This window comes from Flavobacterium sp. IMCC34852 (genome assembly GCF_030643905.1).
In the GTDB taxonomy this organism is placed as follows: Bacteria; Bacteroidota; Bacteroidia; order Flavobacteriales; family Flavobacteriaceae; genus Flavobacterium; species Flavobacterium rivulicola.
On the sequence record NZ_CP121446.1, the window covers coordinates 544,274 to 559,276 of the forward strand.

Consider the following 15,003-nt stretch of genomic DNA (forward strand, 5'->3'; position numbering starts at 1 on the left):
GTTGCAAGTAGAAAAGTTGCTTTACTTTCTTTTTTAATTGGCACATTAATTCTTGCGCTCTATTTTTTAACGCATTATCACGGCGTGATTTATTTAGGTTTATTTTTCATTACTACGGCTTTCATTTTAAATAGCTTTTTTACAGTACTATTACTCTATTTTTATATTAAAGAAAGAAAGCATAGAAAAATGATTTTATTTTCTATTTTATTAATCTTCTTAAACATACCGATTGGATTTTTTTATCTCGATTTAGGTTTTGAGATTTACAACCATATAGAAGTTGTCAATGACTGAAGTACATATCCATAAACATGAAGTAAAAGGAAAAAACTTAGTCTTGTCTATACTTTTAAACCTTTTAATTACGATTGCTCAGGTTGTGGGTGGTATCATTTCCGGAAGTTTAGCCCTAATTTCTGATGCGTTGCATAATTTTTCCGATGTGCTATCGTTGGTTTTTAGTTATGTTGCTCATAAATTATCCCGAAGAAAAGCGTCTATCAATAATACTTTTGGCTATAAAAGAGCCGAATTAATTGCGGCTTTTATCAATGCTTCTACCTTAGTCATTGTTGCTTTTATTTTGATTTATGGTGCTGTAGAAAGATTTGTAAATCCACATCCTATTGAATCAGGTTTAGTCATTTGGTTGGCGTTGTTAGGCATTGTGGTTAATGGTCTTTCTGTGATTTTTCTCCGAAAAGATGCCGAGCATAATCTCAATATGAAATCGGCTTATCTCCATTTATTAACAGATATGATGGCTTCTGTAGCAGTTTTAGTAGGTGGTTTGTTGATGAAGTTTTATGGTTGGTTTTGGGTCGATAGTGTTATGACCATTGCCATTGCTATTTATTTAATCGTGGTTGGAGTCAAATTATTGATTACTTCTACCAAAATGTTGATGTTATTCACACCCGATTTTATCGATATCAAAGAATTGGTTCGCGAAGTACACAAAATCCCGGGAGTTAATAAATTACACCACATCCATGTTTGGCATCTCAACGACGAAGAATTGCATCTTGAAGCCCATTTAGACTGTTCGGAAGATATCAAAATGAGTGAATTCAATGAATTGTTGCATAAAGTAGAACAGGTTTTATTTCATAAATTTAACATCAATCACATCAATATCCAACCTGAATTCAAAAAAGAAGATCCAAAAGATTTTATAGTTCAAGATTAGCATGACCATTCTTAATTTAAATACCATAAAGACTATTTTCAAAAAAAGACCAACCAATTCTCATAAGGGAAATCATGGACACGCTTTGATAATAGCCGGATGTAAATCAAAAATGGGCGCGGCAATCATCACTTCAAAATCGGCGCTTCGCGCCGGAGCCGGTTTGGTTACGGTTAATATCCCCAAAAAAGAACGCTTAGCCGTTTTTAGTGCTTTGCCTGAAGCCATGATTGAATTCAGAGAAGAAAACAACAATTGGGACAAATACAATGCTTTTGCCATTGGTCCGGGTTTGGGAACCGATAAACAAGCGGAAAGAAAAGTTGCATTTGTTGTACAAAATATAAAACACCCTATTGTTTTTGATGCCGATGCTTTGAATGTATTGGCCATGAAACAAGATTGGCTTACAAAACTTCCCCAAAAATCAATCTTGACACCACACGAAAAAGAGTTTGACCGATTGTTCGGTATTCATTTTTCGGCAGAAAAAAGACAACAAAAAGCCATTGAGAAAGCCACCGAACTGAATTGCATAATAGTCTTAAAAAGCCACAAAACTTTTATCACTAATGGCAAACAAAGCTTTCAAAATACCACCGGAAATTCCGGTTTAGCCAAAGGAGGTTCAGGCGATGCATTGACCGGAATCATTACCGCTTTTTTAGCTCAAGATTACGAACCTATAAATGCCGCAATTCTCGGGGTTTACTTTCACGGATTGGCTGCTGATATTACCCTGGAAACCCAAAGCGAAGAAAGTATGTTGATTACTGATGTAATCGATAATTTAGGCAAGGCTTTTCAAAAAATTTAGTATAAAACAATGTATTAGCTATGAAGCGCTTTCCAGAATAGGATAAAGCTGACGACAATAAACAGGAAAATCGGTATACCGGCTAAGAGGTTAAAATTTCGTTTAAGTTTTAAAGACTTTTTGTGAAAAAAATAGCTTTCCACCAATAAAAAAACTGACCAAAAAAATAAACCTGTGTAAATACTCAACGCATAGGCAAGATAAAACTCTTCAAAATCAAGGAAGAAAATAATACTTCCCAAACAAAGTAGCACCAACAATAGAATCCGCAGGAAAAAATATTTTATCATTGCATTTATTTAGCCCAAATATACAAAAATGACCAGCATACAATTCATTCAAAACCAAGTCACGGCTTCGCCAAAAAGTATCGAAGCCACTTTAAAATTATTATCCGAAGATTGCACAATTCCTTTTATTTCCCGTTACCGAAAAGACCAAACCGGAAACTTGGACGAAGTCGTTATTGAAAATATCGCTAAACTCTCCAAACAGTTCGACGAAATCGTAAAACGAAAAGACAGTGTTTTAAAAGCCATCGAGGAACAAGGCCAACTGACCTCAGAACTAAAAAATAAAATAGAAAACAGCTTCGATTTACAAGAGATTGAAGATTTGTATTTGCCCTATAAAAAGAAGAAAAAAACCCGAGCCGATGTAGCGCGTGAAAACGGTTTAGAACCTTTGGCCAAAATCATCATGGCGCAAAATAGTGATGATATAGAATTTATCGCGTCCCAATATTTGAATGCTAAAGTACCAAATGAAGACGACGCATTACAAGGCGCACGCGACATTATCGCCGAATGGATCAACGAAAATATCTTTATTCGAAAAAATCTCCGACGCTTGTTCCAAAGAAAAGCAGTTGTGGAAACCAAGGTCGTGAAAACCAAAAAAGATGACGAAGCGGCTCAAAAATTCTCCCAATATTTCGACTGGGCAGAACCCATTTCCAAAGCGCCATCTCATAGATTATTGGCCATGTTGCGTGCCGAAGCCGAAGGTTTTGTCAAATTAAACGTCGAAATCGAGAAAGAAGAAGCCATCGAATTTATCGAAAACAATACCATAAAAAACAATAGGGAAACCGCCGACCAATTGCGCTTAGCCATCAAAGACAGTTACAAAAGATTATTAGAACCGGCGATTTCCAACGAAACACTGCAAGAAGCGAAAGCCAAAGCGGATGCCAAAGCGATTGAAGTGTTTGCCGGTAATTTGGGACAACTTTTATTAGCGCCACCATTAGGAGAAAAACGAATTTTAGCCATTGATCCGGGTTTTAGAAGTGGTTGTAAAGTGGTTTGTTTGGATGAAAAAGGCGATTTGTTATACAACGAAACCATCTATCCGCACCAGCCGCAAAACGAAACGGCTATGGCGATGAAAAAAATCAAATCGATGGTCAACGCCTACAATATTGAAGCGATTTCCATAGGTAACGGAACAGCAAGTCGCGAAACCGAATTCTTTATAAAAAAAATTGCCTTCGATAAGCCGGTTCAGGTTTTTGTGGTTTCAGAAGCCGGCGCTTCAGTGTACTCCGCCAGTAAAATTGCCCGTGATGAATTTCCGAATTATGACGTAACCGTTCGCGGGTCGGTGTCGATAGGTAGAAGACTTTCCGATCCTTTGGCGGAATTGGTTAAAATTGATGCTAAATCCATAGGCGTCGGACAATACCAACACGATGTTGACCAAACCAAACTTAAAGAAGAATTGGATACGGTTGTTGTTCGCTGTGTGAATTCGGTTGGAATTAATATTAACACAGCCAGTAAATCATTGCTGAGTTATGTCTCTGGAATTGGTGAAAAAATGGCCGAAAATATTGTGGCTTTCCGCTCCGAAAACGGACCGTTTGAAGACAGAAAGCAACTCAAGAAAGTACCGCGTTTGGGTGATAAAGCGTATCAGCAAGCCGCCGCTTTTATTAGAATCAAAGATGGGAAAAATCCGTTAGACAATTCGGCCGTACATCCTGAAGCTTATTCTATAGTGGAAAAAATGGCGAAAGATTTAGGGTTAAAAACCGCAGAATTAATCGGTAAAAAAGACAAAATCAGTTTGATAAAACCAGAAAGTTACATCACTTCTGATATCGGAATTTTAGGTATCAAAGACATTTTAAAAGAACTCGAAAAACCCGGACTCGATCCAAGAAAAGCCGCGAAAGTTTTCGAATTTGACCCTAATGTAAAATCCATAAAAGATGTTCGCTCCGGAATGATTTTACCGGGCATTGTCAATAACATTACAGCGTTCGGTTGCTTTGTCGATATCGGAATCAAAGAAAGTGGTTTGGTTCACATTTCCCAACTCAAAGAAGGTTTTGTTTCCGATGTGAACGAAGTAGTCAAATTGCACCAACACGTTCAGGTAAAAGTTGTTGAGGTTGATGAAGAAAGAAAACGCATTCAGTTGACGATGGTTTTTTAGAAAGCAAATAAAAAATCCCAAATTCCAATAACTTAATTGGAATTTGGGATTTTAATATTGGAACTTGAAAGAGTTTACTCTTTAGTAGTAGTTTCTTCTTCTTTTTTAGGTTCTGTTGTATCGTCTTTAGCCGCTTTTTTGAATTCTTTCACGCCGCTACCCAAACCTTTCATCAATTCCGGAATTTTTTTACCTCCGAAAAGTAATAAAATAACGGCCAAGATCAACATCATTTGTGGGAATTCAATTGTGCCAAGAAATATGGTTAAAAAGTTCATGATAATATGAATTAGATTAAATATTTGACAAATGTAGAAAATAAATCAATAACAGCTATTGATTTACCCTTAAAGAACGTTAAACTTTATAAAATCTTAAGCAGATATAATTTCTATATTTGTAGTATAATCAAAATACAATGTCCGAAAAACGGCTCAAGCGCAAAATCATCAAGAAAAAACTATTCACGAAAAACCGTTTGGTTATCCTGAATGAAGAAACCTTTGAAGAAGTATTTTCCTTGCGCTTAACCTTGATGAACGTATTTGTGGTAGCCACTATCGGTGCGTTGCTCATCATTTTTGTTACCACTTATATCATTGCTTTTACGCCTTTGCGGGAATATATTCCCGGTTATGCTTCAACCCAATTAAAAAGAGACGCGACAGAATTGGCCCTAAAATCCGATTCGTTGAGCAATGCCTTAAAGAAAAATGAAGCCTACATTGCATCTATCAAACGAATTTTAACCGGTGATTTAGATTATGCCAAGTTCAGTAAAGATTCGATTACAGCTACCAATTTGGAACCTGTTTCGGAAGAAGATTTGCAACCTACCGAAGCCGATTTATTGCTGAGAGAACAAGTAGCCCGAGAAGACAAATACAACCTTTTTGAAAAGGCAAAATCTAAAGTAAGTGTAGTGTTTTTTCCGCCGGCAAAAGGAATGATCACCGAAAAATTCAACCCTAAGGACAAACATTATGCGGTTGATGTTGCCTTGGCAAAAGACACTCCGATAAAAGCAGTTTTGGCCGGGACAGTTATCTTTGCCGATTGGACGCCAAACACCGGAAATGTAGTCATCATAAGACACAACAACGGATTCATTTCTGCCTACAAACATGCGGCTTCTTTAACCAAAGAACAAGGTGACACGGTGAGAACAGGTGAAGTAATTGCGCTCGCAGGTTCAACCGGACAAGAATCAACCGGTGTGCATTTGCATTTTGAATTGTGGAAAGACGGCTACCCCATTGATCCCACTATTTTTATAGCCTTCGAATAAAATGGAAGCAATTTTAAATTACCTTTTGGAGAGAACATTAAGTATTCCTTTTTTAACAGGAGTCATTTTTGTAGTAATGGCATTAATAACTTTGGGATTTCCACCCAAGAAAATTAATTATTTATATGGTTACAGAACCAGAGCATCAATGAAAAACCAACAAGTTTGGGATTTTTCCCAACGTTATTCGAGCCTTAAAATGTTGCAGATCGGTTTGGTTTTAGTGGCAGCTTCCTTTGTAAACGTGTTTTTAAATCTAAGTGATGGTTTGCAAGTCAGCTTGGGTTCGTCATTGCTGATTATTGCTTGTGCCTATTTATTCTTTACCACAGAAAGAGCAATTAGAAAAAATTTCCCAAACAATTAACAATGTCTATTAAATCTTTCGCCGCCAAATTATTTGCCAAAAGCATTCATCAAAAAGTCCAATCTTGGGCCTCAAAACCCGTGGAAACCCAAGAAAAAGTTTTCCGTGACTTGATGGAACAAGCTAAACACACTCAGTTTGGCAAAGACCACGATTTTGCCGGCATCAAAACCTTTGAAGACTTTGCCGCTAAAGTGCCAATTAGAGATTACGAGCAACTCAAAAATTACGTTGACCTCGTAGTCAAAGGGGAAGAAGATATTTTATGGAAAGGCAAACCGATTTATTTTGCCAAAACTTCAGGAACTACTTCGGGGGCGAAATATATTCCGTTGACTAAGGAATCGATGCCGTTTCATATCGAAGCCGCGAGAAACGCCATTTTAAGTTATATCCACGAAACCGGGAAAGCCGATTTTGTCGACGGCAAAATGATTTTCCTCCAAGGCAGTCCGATTTTAGAAGAAAAAAACGGTATCAAACTAGGCCGACTTTCAGGGATAGTAGCACATTTTGTTCCGAAATATTTGCAAAAAAACCGCATGCCGAGTTGGGAAACCAATTGTATCGAAGATTGGGAAACCAAAGTAGATGCCATAGTCGAAGAAACATTCAACGAAAATATGACTGTCATTTCCGGTATTCCGTCTTGGGTGCAAATGTATTTTGAAAAACTGCAGCAAAAAGGAGGAAAACCGGTAGGCGAGATATTCAAAAACTTCAATTTATTTATTTACGGCGGTGTCAATTATGAACCTTATCGCGCCAAATTTGAAAATCTTATCGGTCGAAAAGTAGATTCAATAGAGTTGTTTCCGGCTTCCGAAGGCTTTTTTGCATACCAAGATTCGCAAACTGAAAAAGGAATGTTATTGCTTTTGAACTCAGGAATTTTCTACGAATTTGTCAAAGCCGATGAGTTTTTTACCGAGAAACCAAAACGATATACTATTGGCGAAGTGGAATTGGAAACCAATTACGTTTTAATCATCTCCACCAACGCCGGCCTTTGGGCATACAACATTGGCGATACCGTTCAGTTCACCAGTTTGAAACCATATCGCGTTATTGTTTCCGGAAGGATTAAACATTACATTTCGGCCTTTGGTGAACATGTAATCGGGAAAGAAGTTGAAAGCGCTTTACAACAAGCCATGCAAGGAACCAATGTTCGGGTGAATGAGTTTACCGTAGCGCCGCAAATCACGCCAAACGAAGGATTGCCTTATCACGAATGGCTGATTGAATTTGATTCCGATTCCTCGGGAGAACCGGAAAATTTGGAAGCGTTCGCGCTCAAAATCGACCAAGCCATGCGCCAACAAAACACTTATTACGACGATTTAATTGTGGGCAAGGTGTTGCGAACTGTAGTCATCACTAAAGTCGCCAAAAACGGTTTCCAAGACTATATGAAATCCATCGGCAAACTCGGTGGACAAAACAAGTTGCCAAGATTGTCAAACGACCGAAAGATTGCAGATTTTTTTAAAGATTAGGAGCGAATCGCTTGGGCATTTTTGTAATCGTAATTCCTGCTGCCGAAACTCGCTGCAACAGTGTTACGAGCTCAAACAATTTCGGCATCAGGGCTAAACAGTAAACTAACGGCATGAAAGTAACATTCATTATAACCTTCTTTTTTCTAAAAATAGTACTGGTTTCAGGACAAGTCAAAGGCGTAGTCAAAGACAGTCTTACAGGCCAACCGATTTCCTATGTCAATATTTGGGTCGAAAATGAAAATAGCGCCACGACTTCTGAAGAAGACGGGACTTTTTCTATAGCGGTCGGACATGATAAAAATCTTATTTTTTCGGCTTTGGGTTACGAAAAAAAAATACTCAAAGCCAATCAAACCGCTGAGGTTTTTTTGAGCTCAAAGGCTTTTGATTTAGAGGAAGTGATAATTTCCAACAGTATCGGAACCAAGCAAATTACTATTGGTTTAACCGAAAACACTGTTGCCCAAGCGTTTGATAACGGACCGAGAATGGACGTTAAATATTTCCCCAACAAACCGGATTATAAGAAAACAAAATACCTTAAAAAGGTCATACTTTACACCGACAGCCGGATAGAAGACGCAACCGTAAAACTTCGATTTTTTAAAGCAGAGGCCAATGGCTTTCCCGGGGAAGAAATGCTCCAAAAAGATTTAATCGTTTCGGTCAAAACCGGAACAAAACTCAACAAAATTGACTTGTCAGAGTTTAATTTAAGCATGCCTAAAAATGGTTTATTTGTGGGTTTTGAAAAATTAATGATAGAAAAAAACAAGAAGGAAAAAACCGTTATAAATCAGAATACCCAAACCGCGCAAGTTCAAAAAATTTATTACCCTTTAATCCTATACAACTATGTTGAAAGAGAGGCTTTATTCACTTTTTCGGGCGGAAAATGGCACAAACAAGAGTCAGTTTCTAACGGAAAAACCGAGAAAGTCAAGGGCTACGAACCCGCAATCAACCTAATACTGACCAACTAAACGACAAAAAACCTATATTTGCAGGTTAGTAAAAATAATTTAATGAAAGAAATTAAAAACATTTCGCGCTCCAGAGCGCAAGAATCGTCGGCAGCTATCGAACGATTGTACATTACCATGAGACATTTATTCAACAGAGGTTTTTACAAACCCATGGGTGTTTCAGGAGAAACTTTAAGAGAAGCTTTATTGTCTCTAAGACCGGAAATTTATGGCAGCATCGCCGAAGAAAAAGTAGAACTCAACGGTTTGCTTTATGTAATTGAAAGACTTCCGGTAGGCATTGAAGAATGTCGTTTTATCAACCTAACTTCAGATGAAGGCTATTCAAAATCACACTTTCAAGCGATAGTTCCACCCAAGAGAAGAAGAAACTGTTATCGCATAGATGAAGAACAAATGAACGTGGAAATTACCCGTGGACGCTCAGACATTTATGATATTTTAACGCATTTGACCTTTATTTTTATCGAATCACACAAAATCAAAGACCGCGTTTTGTTAGATGAAGCCAATGTAGAATTGACCCGAGATTGGCAAAAATTAGAGCAAGCGGTTTTACAAAATAAAAAATTCACACAGTCAGAAAAGGAAGTGGCGATATCACATGCCGCTAATGTTTTGGGCAGAAGTTTTTCGGAAGTCTTAGACATTTATGATGCTTTTGGCACCAAAGAAAAACCGGACAGATTTTTACACGTCATTTATTGGTTAGGCAAATTAGCCATCGAGGAAATTGTTGACAACAATAAAAGAACCATTACTTTCAGTCCGATTTTAAGAGAAAGATTAGGTCACCATATACATGGTGAAATTTGGGCCACCACCATCAAAGAAACTTTAAAAGCCAATAATTTATTAGAAAGACCGATTCATATCATCAGTGCCAACATGCACAGTGTGATGAATTCTATTTTTGCTACTACGGTTTTGAAAACCAAGTTCAAAGACAAATCGGATTTCTTTATTTATGAAGAATTGAGCAAATCCGGCGCTGATTCGGTTAGAAATAAAGTAGAAGAATTCGCTCTGAAACACGGAATGATTTCGTTGCCCGACCAATCAGGAACAAACATCGATGTCCAGATTTTTGATACGGCCAAAATAGACTGGGCTAAATCAAGTTTTCCGAAAGCAAAAATCGGGAAAGAAAGTCCGGTACTTATCGTCATGGATTATGCTTTTGGCGAACAAGCCTTTGAAACCATAGACGAGTTATTAAAACCTTATAAAGAAGGAAAAAATAAAACCTTCCTAAAAGTAGAATCAGTATCTATTATGGGTAAAGCCGGAATTTTGGAAGGCGGAAAAGGCGATATTATGATTCCGTCAGCACACATCAATGAAGGCACAGCAGACAATTATCCTTTTGAAAATGAATTGACCGCCAAGATGTTTGACGGAAATGATATTCCGGTTTATTCGGGACCAATGGTAACCGTATTGGGAACATCGCTTCAGAACAAAGATTTATTAAAATTCTTTCATGAATCCACTTGGGAAGTTATAGGGTTGGAGATGGAAGGCGCATATTATCAAAAAGCGATACAATCGGCTTCTAAAATCAGAAAGAGCATTCACCCGAATGTAAAAGTACGATATGCTTATTATGCGTCAGATAATCCTTTGGAAACCGGAAGCACATTGGCCTCAGGGGGTTTGGGTACCACAGGAGTAAAGCCAACCTATTTGATTACCATTAAAATATTAGAACAAATTTTTAACGTTAAATAAATTTTTATGAGCGCAACACCTCAGGATTTTGATAAGCAGGATATTGATTTATCACAGATTTCTAAGAAAATAGGCAGTTTTTTCGATAATATTTCGACAACCATTTTCAAAGGGATTTTATTTGTTAAAAAAAGACGAATCATTTTTACAGTATTGTTTGTGATTGGAGCAGGCTTAGGATATTTCATGGACATTTCCGGAAAGATCTATGAAAACAAAATCATAGTTTCTCCTAATTTTGGCAGTGTTGATTACCTGTACACTAAAGTTGATTTACTGCAATCAAAAATACGTGAACGGGATACACTGTTTCTAAAATCTATAGGGGTTAAAAAGCCAAGTTCAATTTTACAAATTGAAGTTGAGCCTGTAATTGACCTCTATAATTTTGTATCCAGTAACACAACCCATTTGAATAATGCTCAAAACACACAGAATTTCGAATTGATTAAGTTATTATCTGAAGATGGAGATGTCAACAAAGTGATTAGTGACGAGGTGACCAGTAAAAATTATGGTCGTCATACTATCAGCATCACAACAAAGGATTTGATTTCCAACAAAGGCACAGTAGATCCGATTCTTAAGTATTTGAATCAAAATGAATTTTATCAAAATATCCAAAAAACATTTATCAGTAATATCAAATCTAAGATGAAGCAGAATATGGGTGTCATCAATCAGATAGATACCTTGCTGGGGCAGTTTTCTTCAGCAACATCAAACAGTCAAAAGAGTGATAAGTTAGTTTATTACAATGAGAACACACAATTAAACGATATTATTCAAACCAAGAATAACTTGATGGCAGAAATAGGAGCTCAAAAAATGGATTTAGTTAGTTTTGATTCGGTAATTAAGGAAAACAGTAGTGTCTTGAATGTTGTAAACAAAAAAGGGCTTAACAATAAAATGAAATTTATCCTTCCGATGTTTTTTATTTTTGTTTTTATTGGATTGACTTTGTTTAGAAGTTTTTACAAAAATCAAGCGGCAAAATTGTCTGCAAAATAAAGTATTATGAAAGGCATCATTCTAGCCGGCGGCTCCGGAACCAGACTTCATCCGCTAACGTTGGCTGTCAGCAAGCAACTAATGCCCATTTATGACAAACCGATGATTTATTATCCTTTGTCAACCTTAATATGGTCGGGAATACGAGAAATATTAATTATTTCAACCCCTAATGATTTGCCGCTTTTTAAACAATTACTGGGAGATGGTTCGAGTTTGGGATGTCGATTTGAGTATGCGGTTCAGGAAGCGCCCAATGGTTTAGCAGAAGCCTTTATAATCGGTAAAGAATTTATCGGAAAAGATAAAGTAGCGTTGGTTTTAGGGGACAATATATTTTACGGTACCGGACTTTCCGAACTGCTTTTGGCCAATAACAATCCCGATGGCGGAATTATTTATGCTTATCACGTGCAAGATCCGGAGCGCTATGGTGTAGTTGATTTTGATGGAGATGGCAACGTTTTATCTATTGAAGAAAAACCTGAGCAGCCCAAATCAAATTATGCCGTTCCCGGCATTTATTTTTACGATAATGACGTTATTGAAATTGCCTCCAATATCAAACCTAGTCACCGTGGTGAATTAGAAATAACCGATATCAATAAAGAGTACCTAAACAGAGGAAAACTCAAAGTAAGCATACTCGACAGAGGAACGGCTTGGTTAGATACAGGAACGTTCAATTCTTTGATGCAAGCCAGTCAATTTGTTCAAGTTATAGAAGAACGACAAGGATTAAAAATCGGAGCCATTGAAGAAGCGGCTTATCGAATGGGCTTCATCAATGCAGAACAGTTAAAAAAATTAGCCCAACCGTTATTAAAAAGTGGTTACGGCAATCATTTGTTAAGTTTGATTTAAATGAATTTTATTCCCACAAAACTTGAAGGATGTTTCATTATTGAGCCTAAAATAATTCTCGATGAAAGAGGTTATTTTATGGAAAGTTTTAATGAAAAAACCTTTCAAAATGGTGTCGGACAGGAAGTTCATTTTGTGCAAGACAACCAATCTTATTCTTCCAAAGGGGTTTTACGCGGCTTACATTACCAGACCGGAGTTCATGCTCAAGCCAAACTTTTAAGGGTTTTGCAAGGTGAAGTACTGGATGTAGCAGTCGATTTAAGGTCTAATTCTCCTACTTACGGTCAGTATGAGTCGGTGATTTTAAGCGGAGAAAACCAAAGACAGTTTTTTGTGCCGAGAGGTTTTGCTCACGGATTTTTAGTAACCAGCAATACGGCTGTGTTTTTTTATAAATGTGATAATTTTTACAACAAAGAAAGTGAAGCCGGAGTGATTTATAATGATAAAACCATCAATATAGATTGGGGTTTTCCTGTTGAAAATTTAATCATTTCTGAAAAAGACAGAATCCAACCCGCGTTGGAAAACGCCAAAGCAGTATGGTAGTTTTAGTTACAGGAGCCGGCGGTCAATTGGGTCTTAGTTTGCAATTTATTGCGTCAAATTATCCTGAAATCCAGTTTGTTTTTTGTTCTTCTGCGGTATTAGATATTTCAAATTCTGAGCGGTGCCAACAAGTTTTTGCTCAACACCAACCGGATTATTGCATTAACGCGGCGGCTTATACAGCAGTTGATAAAGCCGAAAGTGAACCTGAAAAGGCGCATTTGATTAATGTTACAGGGGCTCAAAATTTAGCGAAGCTTTGTAAGGCTTTCAACGTTGTTTTGCTTCATGTTTCCACCGATTTTGTTTTTGACGGTAGTAAAAAATCGCCCTATACCGAAGAAGATGTGCCCAATCCTACAAACGTTTACGGACAAACCAAATTAAAAGGTGAAATAGCGATTCAAGAAGTCTGGGAAAAAAACTTTATCGTGAGAACTTCTTGGGTTTATTCTCCGTTTGGGCATAATTTTATGAAAACGATGTTGCGATTGGCATCGGAAAGAGATACTTTATCGGTAGTTGATGACCAAATTGGCTCACCAACCCATGCGGTTGATTTGGCGGATGCTTTACTTCAAATTATTTTAACCAACAACCAACAACCGACAACCAACAATTTTGGCATATATAACTACAGTAGTGAAGGACAATGTAGTTGGTACGATTTTGCCGGAGAGATATTCAGAGTTAACCATATTTCAATTAATCTTCAACCTATTTGTTCTTCAGATTTTCCCACACCGGCCAAAAGACCTCAATACAGTGTTTTGGATAAAAGCAAAATCAAGAATGTGTTCGGGTTGTCAATAAAAAATTGGGAAGAGAGTTTAAAACCATTAAACTAAAGTTTTTTTAGGTTCGGTTTTGGTTTCAATTGATTGATTTTCTGAATATCGTATAAAACAAATTAAGAGTAAATTGAAGTATAAAATACCGTAATGACGGTATAAATAGTCTTCAATAAACCAAATCATGACCACATTGAAAAGGAACACTTTGAATAAGAAATTGCCCGATTTTAAAGCAATTCTTAGAATCTTGAATAGATAAAGCAAAAATAAAGCAAGACCAAATATACCGCTAGACAACAAAATGTAAAAGAAATAATTATGCGTCATGTAGTTATGATTCTCATAAAAACTGGAGTCATAGTTTGAGTGGTAACAAGCATTTAGTTCGGCTTGAAGATTTTCAAAACCGACACCAAACAAAAAATGTTCTTTCGAAATGGCTACAGAGCAGTCAAAAATGGCTCTTCGAATATTGGTAGAATCATAAGAAACATCCTTAGGCTTCACATTAAAACTCTGCACAAGTTCAAAAAAACGATGTTTAATTCCCGGAGTTAGCAGGGCAAGTGTAGCAATTAAACCAACAATACTCAAGGATAAAACAATTCTTTGTTGCAACTTCAGTTTGCTTCTTAAAAAAACCATCAAAATCAAGGTTGTCATGAGTAATAGTATATTAAGCCTCGTCAACAAGAGAAAAGAAATAATTATAAAGCTAATCACGAATACCAATTCATTGTATTTTTTTTGCTTCAGAACCAAATCAAACGAATGAGCTGCTCCAAAAACAAGAAGAGTGGTATAATAAGTGGGATGTATTACAAAGAGGTCAAATTGATAATAAACATAAGTTCTAAAGCTAGAAATATGCTGAAAGACAATGAAAAATTCTTCGATGGAATTATTATAAAAAAAAGAAAATAAGTAGGTAATTGCAATTACCAAACAAGTTATTTTTAAAATAAACAGGTATCGATCTAAATACTTTTTATTAAAAAATTGGGGTGGAATTAATGAAAAGAAAATGGGAATGATTACAAAGAAAAGAGCATGCTGTATATGTTTAATGCTGATATTATAGTCACTGGAAAAAAAAATATTACAAAAAATAATCCAAAAAGGAATAGTAAGGAGCAATGTTTTGAAGTTCACAAAAGCAAAGTCTTTGGATGCAATTTTGTAAACAATTGTATTAAGGCAAATTAGAATTACAATGAGACTGGACAGATTCTCTTTGAGAATTGGAAAAACAAATAAAAGTGAGAGTAAAACCGGAAACAGCTTTAATGTTATGTTAGTCGTTTTTAAGGAGAATGAGGAGTTGATCATGAAAGGGAAGTTAAGAAGAGCTATTAAAACAATGGCCTTACCGAATAGTCAAAAGACAGCAAAAGGATAACAAAATTTAAAAATCAAAGATATGACATAATATAAAATATGATATATTTGCT

Annotated in this window: 15 protein-coding genes; 13 read left to right on the forward strand and 2 right to left on the reverse strand. The window is 36.5% G+C overall.

The features are described from left to right. Nucleotides 1-289: 289 nt before the first annotated feature. The 3 genes from P7V56_RS02415 (at nucleotide 290) to P7V56_RS02425 (ending at nucleotide 4,451) form a co-directional block, all read left to right on the forward strand. Complete coding sequence (locus tag P7V56_RS02415) at nucleotides 290-1,192, forward strand: cation diffusion facilitator family transporter (protein WP_171221264.1); 903 nt, start codon at nucleotides 290-292, stop codon at nucleotides 1,190-1,192. Nucleotide 1,193: 1 nt separating this feature from the next. After that, nucleotides 1,194-2,009 (forward strand): NAD(P)H-hydrate dehydratase, encoded by an 816-nt coding sequence (locus P7V56_RS02420; protein ID WP_171221263.1) that lies wholly within the window; start codon nucleotides 1,194-1,196, stop codon nucleotides 2,007-2,009. Between the two features lie 318 nt (nucleotides 2,010-2,327). Further along, nucleotides 2,328-4,451: a Tex family protein gene (locus tag P7V56_RS02425; RefSeq protein ID WP_171221262.1), complete on the forward strand. Its 2,124-nt coding sequence runs from the start codon at nucleotides 2,328-2,330 to the stop codon at nucleotides 4,449-4,451. Nucleotides 4,452-4,525: 74 nt separating this feature from the next. Here the strand turns inward: P7V56_RS02425 and P7V56_RS02430 are convergent, their stop codons facing one another. Next, nucleotides 4,526-4,729: a Sec-independent protein translocase subunit TatA/TatB gene (locus P7V56_RS02430; protein WP_171221261.1), complete on the reverse strand. Its 204-nt coding sequence runs from the start codon at nucleotides 4,727-4,729 to the stop codon at nucleotides 4,526-4,528. A gap of 140 nt (nucleotides 4,730-4,869) precedes the next feature. Here P7V56_RS02430 and P7V56_RS02435 point away from each other — a divergent pair, with 140 nt between their 5' ends. The 9 genes from P7V56_RS02435 (at nucleotide 4,870) to rfbD (ending at nucleotide 13,606) form a co-directional block, all read left to right on the forward strand. Next, the gene (locus P7V56_RS02435; RefSeq protein WP_171221260.1) at nucleotides 4,870-5,739 is read left to right on the forward strand and encodes a M23 family metallopeptidase; all 870 of its coding nucleotides are present in this window, start codon (nucleotides 4,870-4,872) and stop codon (nucleotides 5,737-5,739) included. Between the two features lies 1 nt (nucleotide 5,740). Beyond that, entirely contained in the window at nucleotides 5,741-6,106 is a 366-nt protein-coding gene (locus tag P7V56_RS02440) for an SdpI family protein (RefSeq protein ID WP_171221259.1), read from the forward strand. Nucleotides 6,107-6,108: 2 nt separating this feature from the next. After that, nucleotides 6,109-7,605, forward strand: a complete 1,497-nt coding sequence (locus P7V56_RS02445; protein ID WP_171221258.1) for a GH3 family acyl-acid amido synthetase — start codon at nucleotides 6,109-6,111, stop codon at nucleotides 7,603-7,605. A gap of 113 nt (nucleotides 7,606-7,718) precedes the next feature. Beyond that, entirely contained in the window at nucleotides 7,719-8,594 is an 876-nt protein-coding gene (locus tag P7V56_RS02450) for a carboxypeptidase-like regulatory domain-containing protein (RefSeq protein WP_171221257.1), read from the forward strand. 42 nt (nucleotides 8,595-8,636) lie between these two features. Beyond that, the gene (locus P7V56_RS02455; RefSeq protein ID WP_171221256.1) at nucleotides 8,637-10,328 is read left to right on the forward strand and encodes a DUF6909 family protein; all 1,692 of its coding nucleotides are present in this window, start codon (nucleotides 8,637-8,639) and stop codon (nucleotides 10,326-10,328) included. 6 nt (nucleotides 10,329-10,334) lie between these two features. Beyond that, a complete protein-coding gene (locus P7V56_RS02460; protein WP_171221255.1) occupies nucleotides 10,335-11,342 on the forward strand; it encodes a hypothetical protein in 1,008 nt (335 codons plus the stop codon). Between the two features lie 6 nt (nucleotides 11,343-11,348). Then, complete coding sequence (gene rfbA, locus P7V56_RS02465; RefSeq protein WP_171221254.1) at nucleotides 11,349-12,206, forward strand: glucose-1-phosphate thymidylyltransferase RfbA; 858 nt, start codon at nucleotides 11,349-11,351, stop codon at nucleotides 12,204-12,206. Beyond that, a complete protein-coding gene (gene rfbC / locus P7V56_RS02470) occupies nucleotides 12,207-12,758 on the forward strand; it encodes a dTDP-4-dehydrorhamnose 3,5-epimerase (RefSeq protein ID WP_171221253.1) in 552 nt (183 codons plus the stop codon). After that, nucleotides 12,752-13,606 carry a dTDP-4-dehydrorhamnose reductase gene (gene rfbD, locus P7V56_RS02475; protein ID WP_171221252.1) on the forward strand — a complete coding sequence of 285 codons (855 nt, stop codon included), beginning with the start codon at nucleotides 12,752-12,754 and terminating at the stop codon, nucleotides 13,604-13,606. Before rfbC ends, rfbD begins: the two co-directional genes overlap by 7 nt. Here the strand turns inward: rfbD and P7V56_RS02480 are convergent. Then, nucleotides 13,598-14,704 carry an O-antigen ligase family protein gene (locus P7V56_RS02480; RefSeq protein WP_171221251.1) on the reverse strand — a complete coding sequence of 369 codons (1,107 nt, stop codon included), beginning with the start codon at nucleotides 14,702-14,704 and terminating at the stop codon, nucleotides 13,598-13,600. The genes rfbD and P7V56_RS02480 overlap by 9 nt on opposite strands. 61 nt (nucleotides 14,705-14,765) lie before the next feature. On the opposite strand from P7V56_RS02480, the gene P7V56_RS02485 reads away from it, so the two are divergent. Next, nucleotides 14,766-14,951: a hypothetical protein gene (locus P7V56_RS02485; protein ID WP_171221250.1), complete on the forward strand. Its 186-nt coding sequence runs from the start codon at nucleotides 14,766-14,768 to the stop codon at nucleotides 14,949-14,951. Nucleotides 14,952-15,003 lie beyond the last annotated feature (52 nt).

What these genes read in the sequence shown, in the direction of transcription:
- P7V56_RS02440 (WP_171221259.1), top strand. Translation starts at nt 5,741, where the DNA reads ATGGAAGCAATTTTAAATTACCTTTTGGAGAGAACATTAAGTATTCCT.
- P7V56_RS02420 (WP_171221263.1), top strand. Translation starts at nt 1,194, where the DNA reads ATGACCATTCTTAATTTAAATACCATAAAGACTATTTTCAAAAAAAGA.
- P7V56_RS02430 (WP_171221261.1), bottom strand. Translation starts at nt 4,729, where the DNA reads ATGAACTTTTTAACCATATTTCTTGGCACAATTGAATTCCCACAAATG.
- P7V56_RS02435 (WP_171221260.1), top strand. Translation starts at nt 4,870, where the DNA reads ATGTCCGAAAAACGGCTCAAGCGCAAAATCATCAAGAAAAAACTATTC.
- P7V56_RS02485 (WP_171221250.1), top strand. Translation starts at nt 14,766, where the DNA reads ATGAGACTGGACAGATTCTCTTTGAGAATTGGAAAAACAAATAAAAGT.
- P7V56_RS02455 (WP_171221256.1), top strand. Translation starts at nt 8,637, where the DNA reads ATGAAAGAAATTAAAAACATTTCGCGCTCCAGAGCGCAAGAATCGTCG.
- P7V56_RS02445 (WP_171221258.1), top strand. Translation starts at nt 6,109, where the DNA reads ATGTCTATTAAATCTTTCGCCGCCAAATTATTTGCCAAAAGCATTCAT.
- P7V56_RS02415 (WP_171221264.1), top strand. Translation starts at nt 290, where the DNA reads ATGACTGAAGTACATATCCATAAACATGAAGTAAAAGGAAAAAACTTA.
- P7V56_RS02425 (WP_171221262.1), top strand. Translation starts at nt 2,328, where the DNA reads ATGACCAGCATACAATTCATTCAAAACCAAGTCACGGCTTCGCCAAAA.
- P7V56_RS02450 (WP_171221257.1), top strand. Translation starts at nt 7,719, where the DNA reads ATGAAAGTAACATTCATTATAACCTTCTTTTTTCTAAAAATAGTACTG.
- P7V56_RS02460 (WP_171221255.1), top strand. Translation starts at nt 10,335, where the DNA reads ATGAGCGCAACACCTCAGGATTTTGATAAGCAGGATATTGATTTATCA.
- rfbA (WP_171221254.1), top strand. Translation starts at nt 11,349, where the DNA reads ATGAAAGGCATCATTCTAGCCGGCGGCTCCGGAACCAGACTTCATCCG.
- rfbD (WP_171221252.1), top strand. Translation starts at nt 12,752, where the DNA reads ATGGTAGTTTTAGTTACAGGAGCCGGCGGTCAATTGGGTCTTAGTTTG.
- rfbC (WP_171221253.1), top strand. Translation starts at nt 12,207, where the DNA reads ATGAATTTTATTCCCACAAAACTTGAAGGATGTTTCATTATTGAGCCT.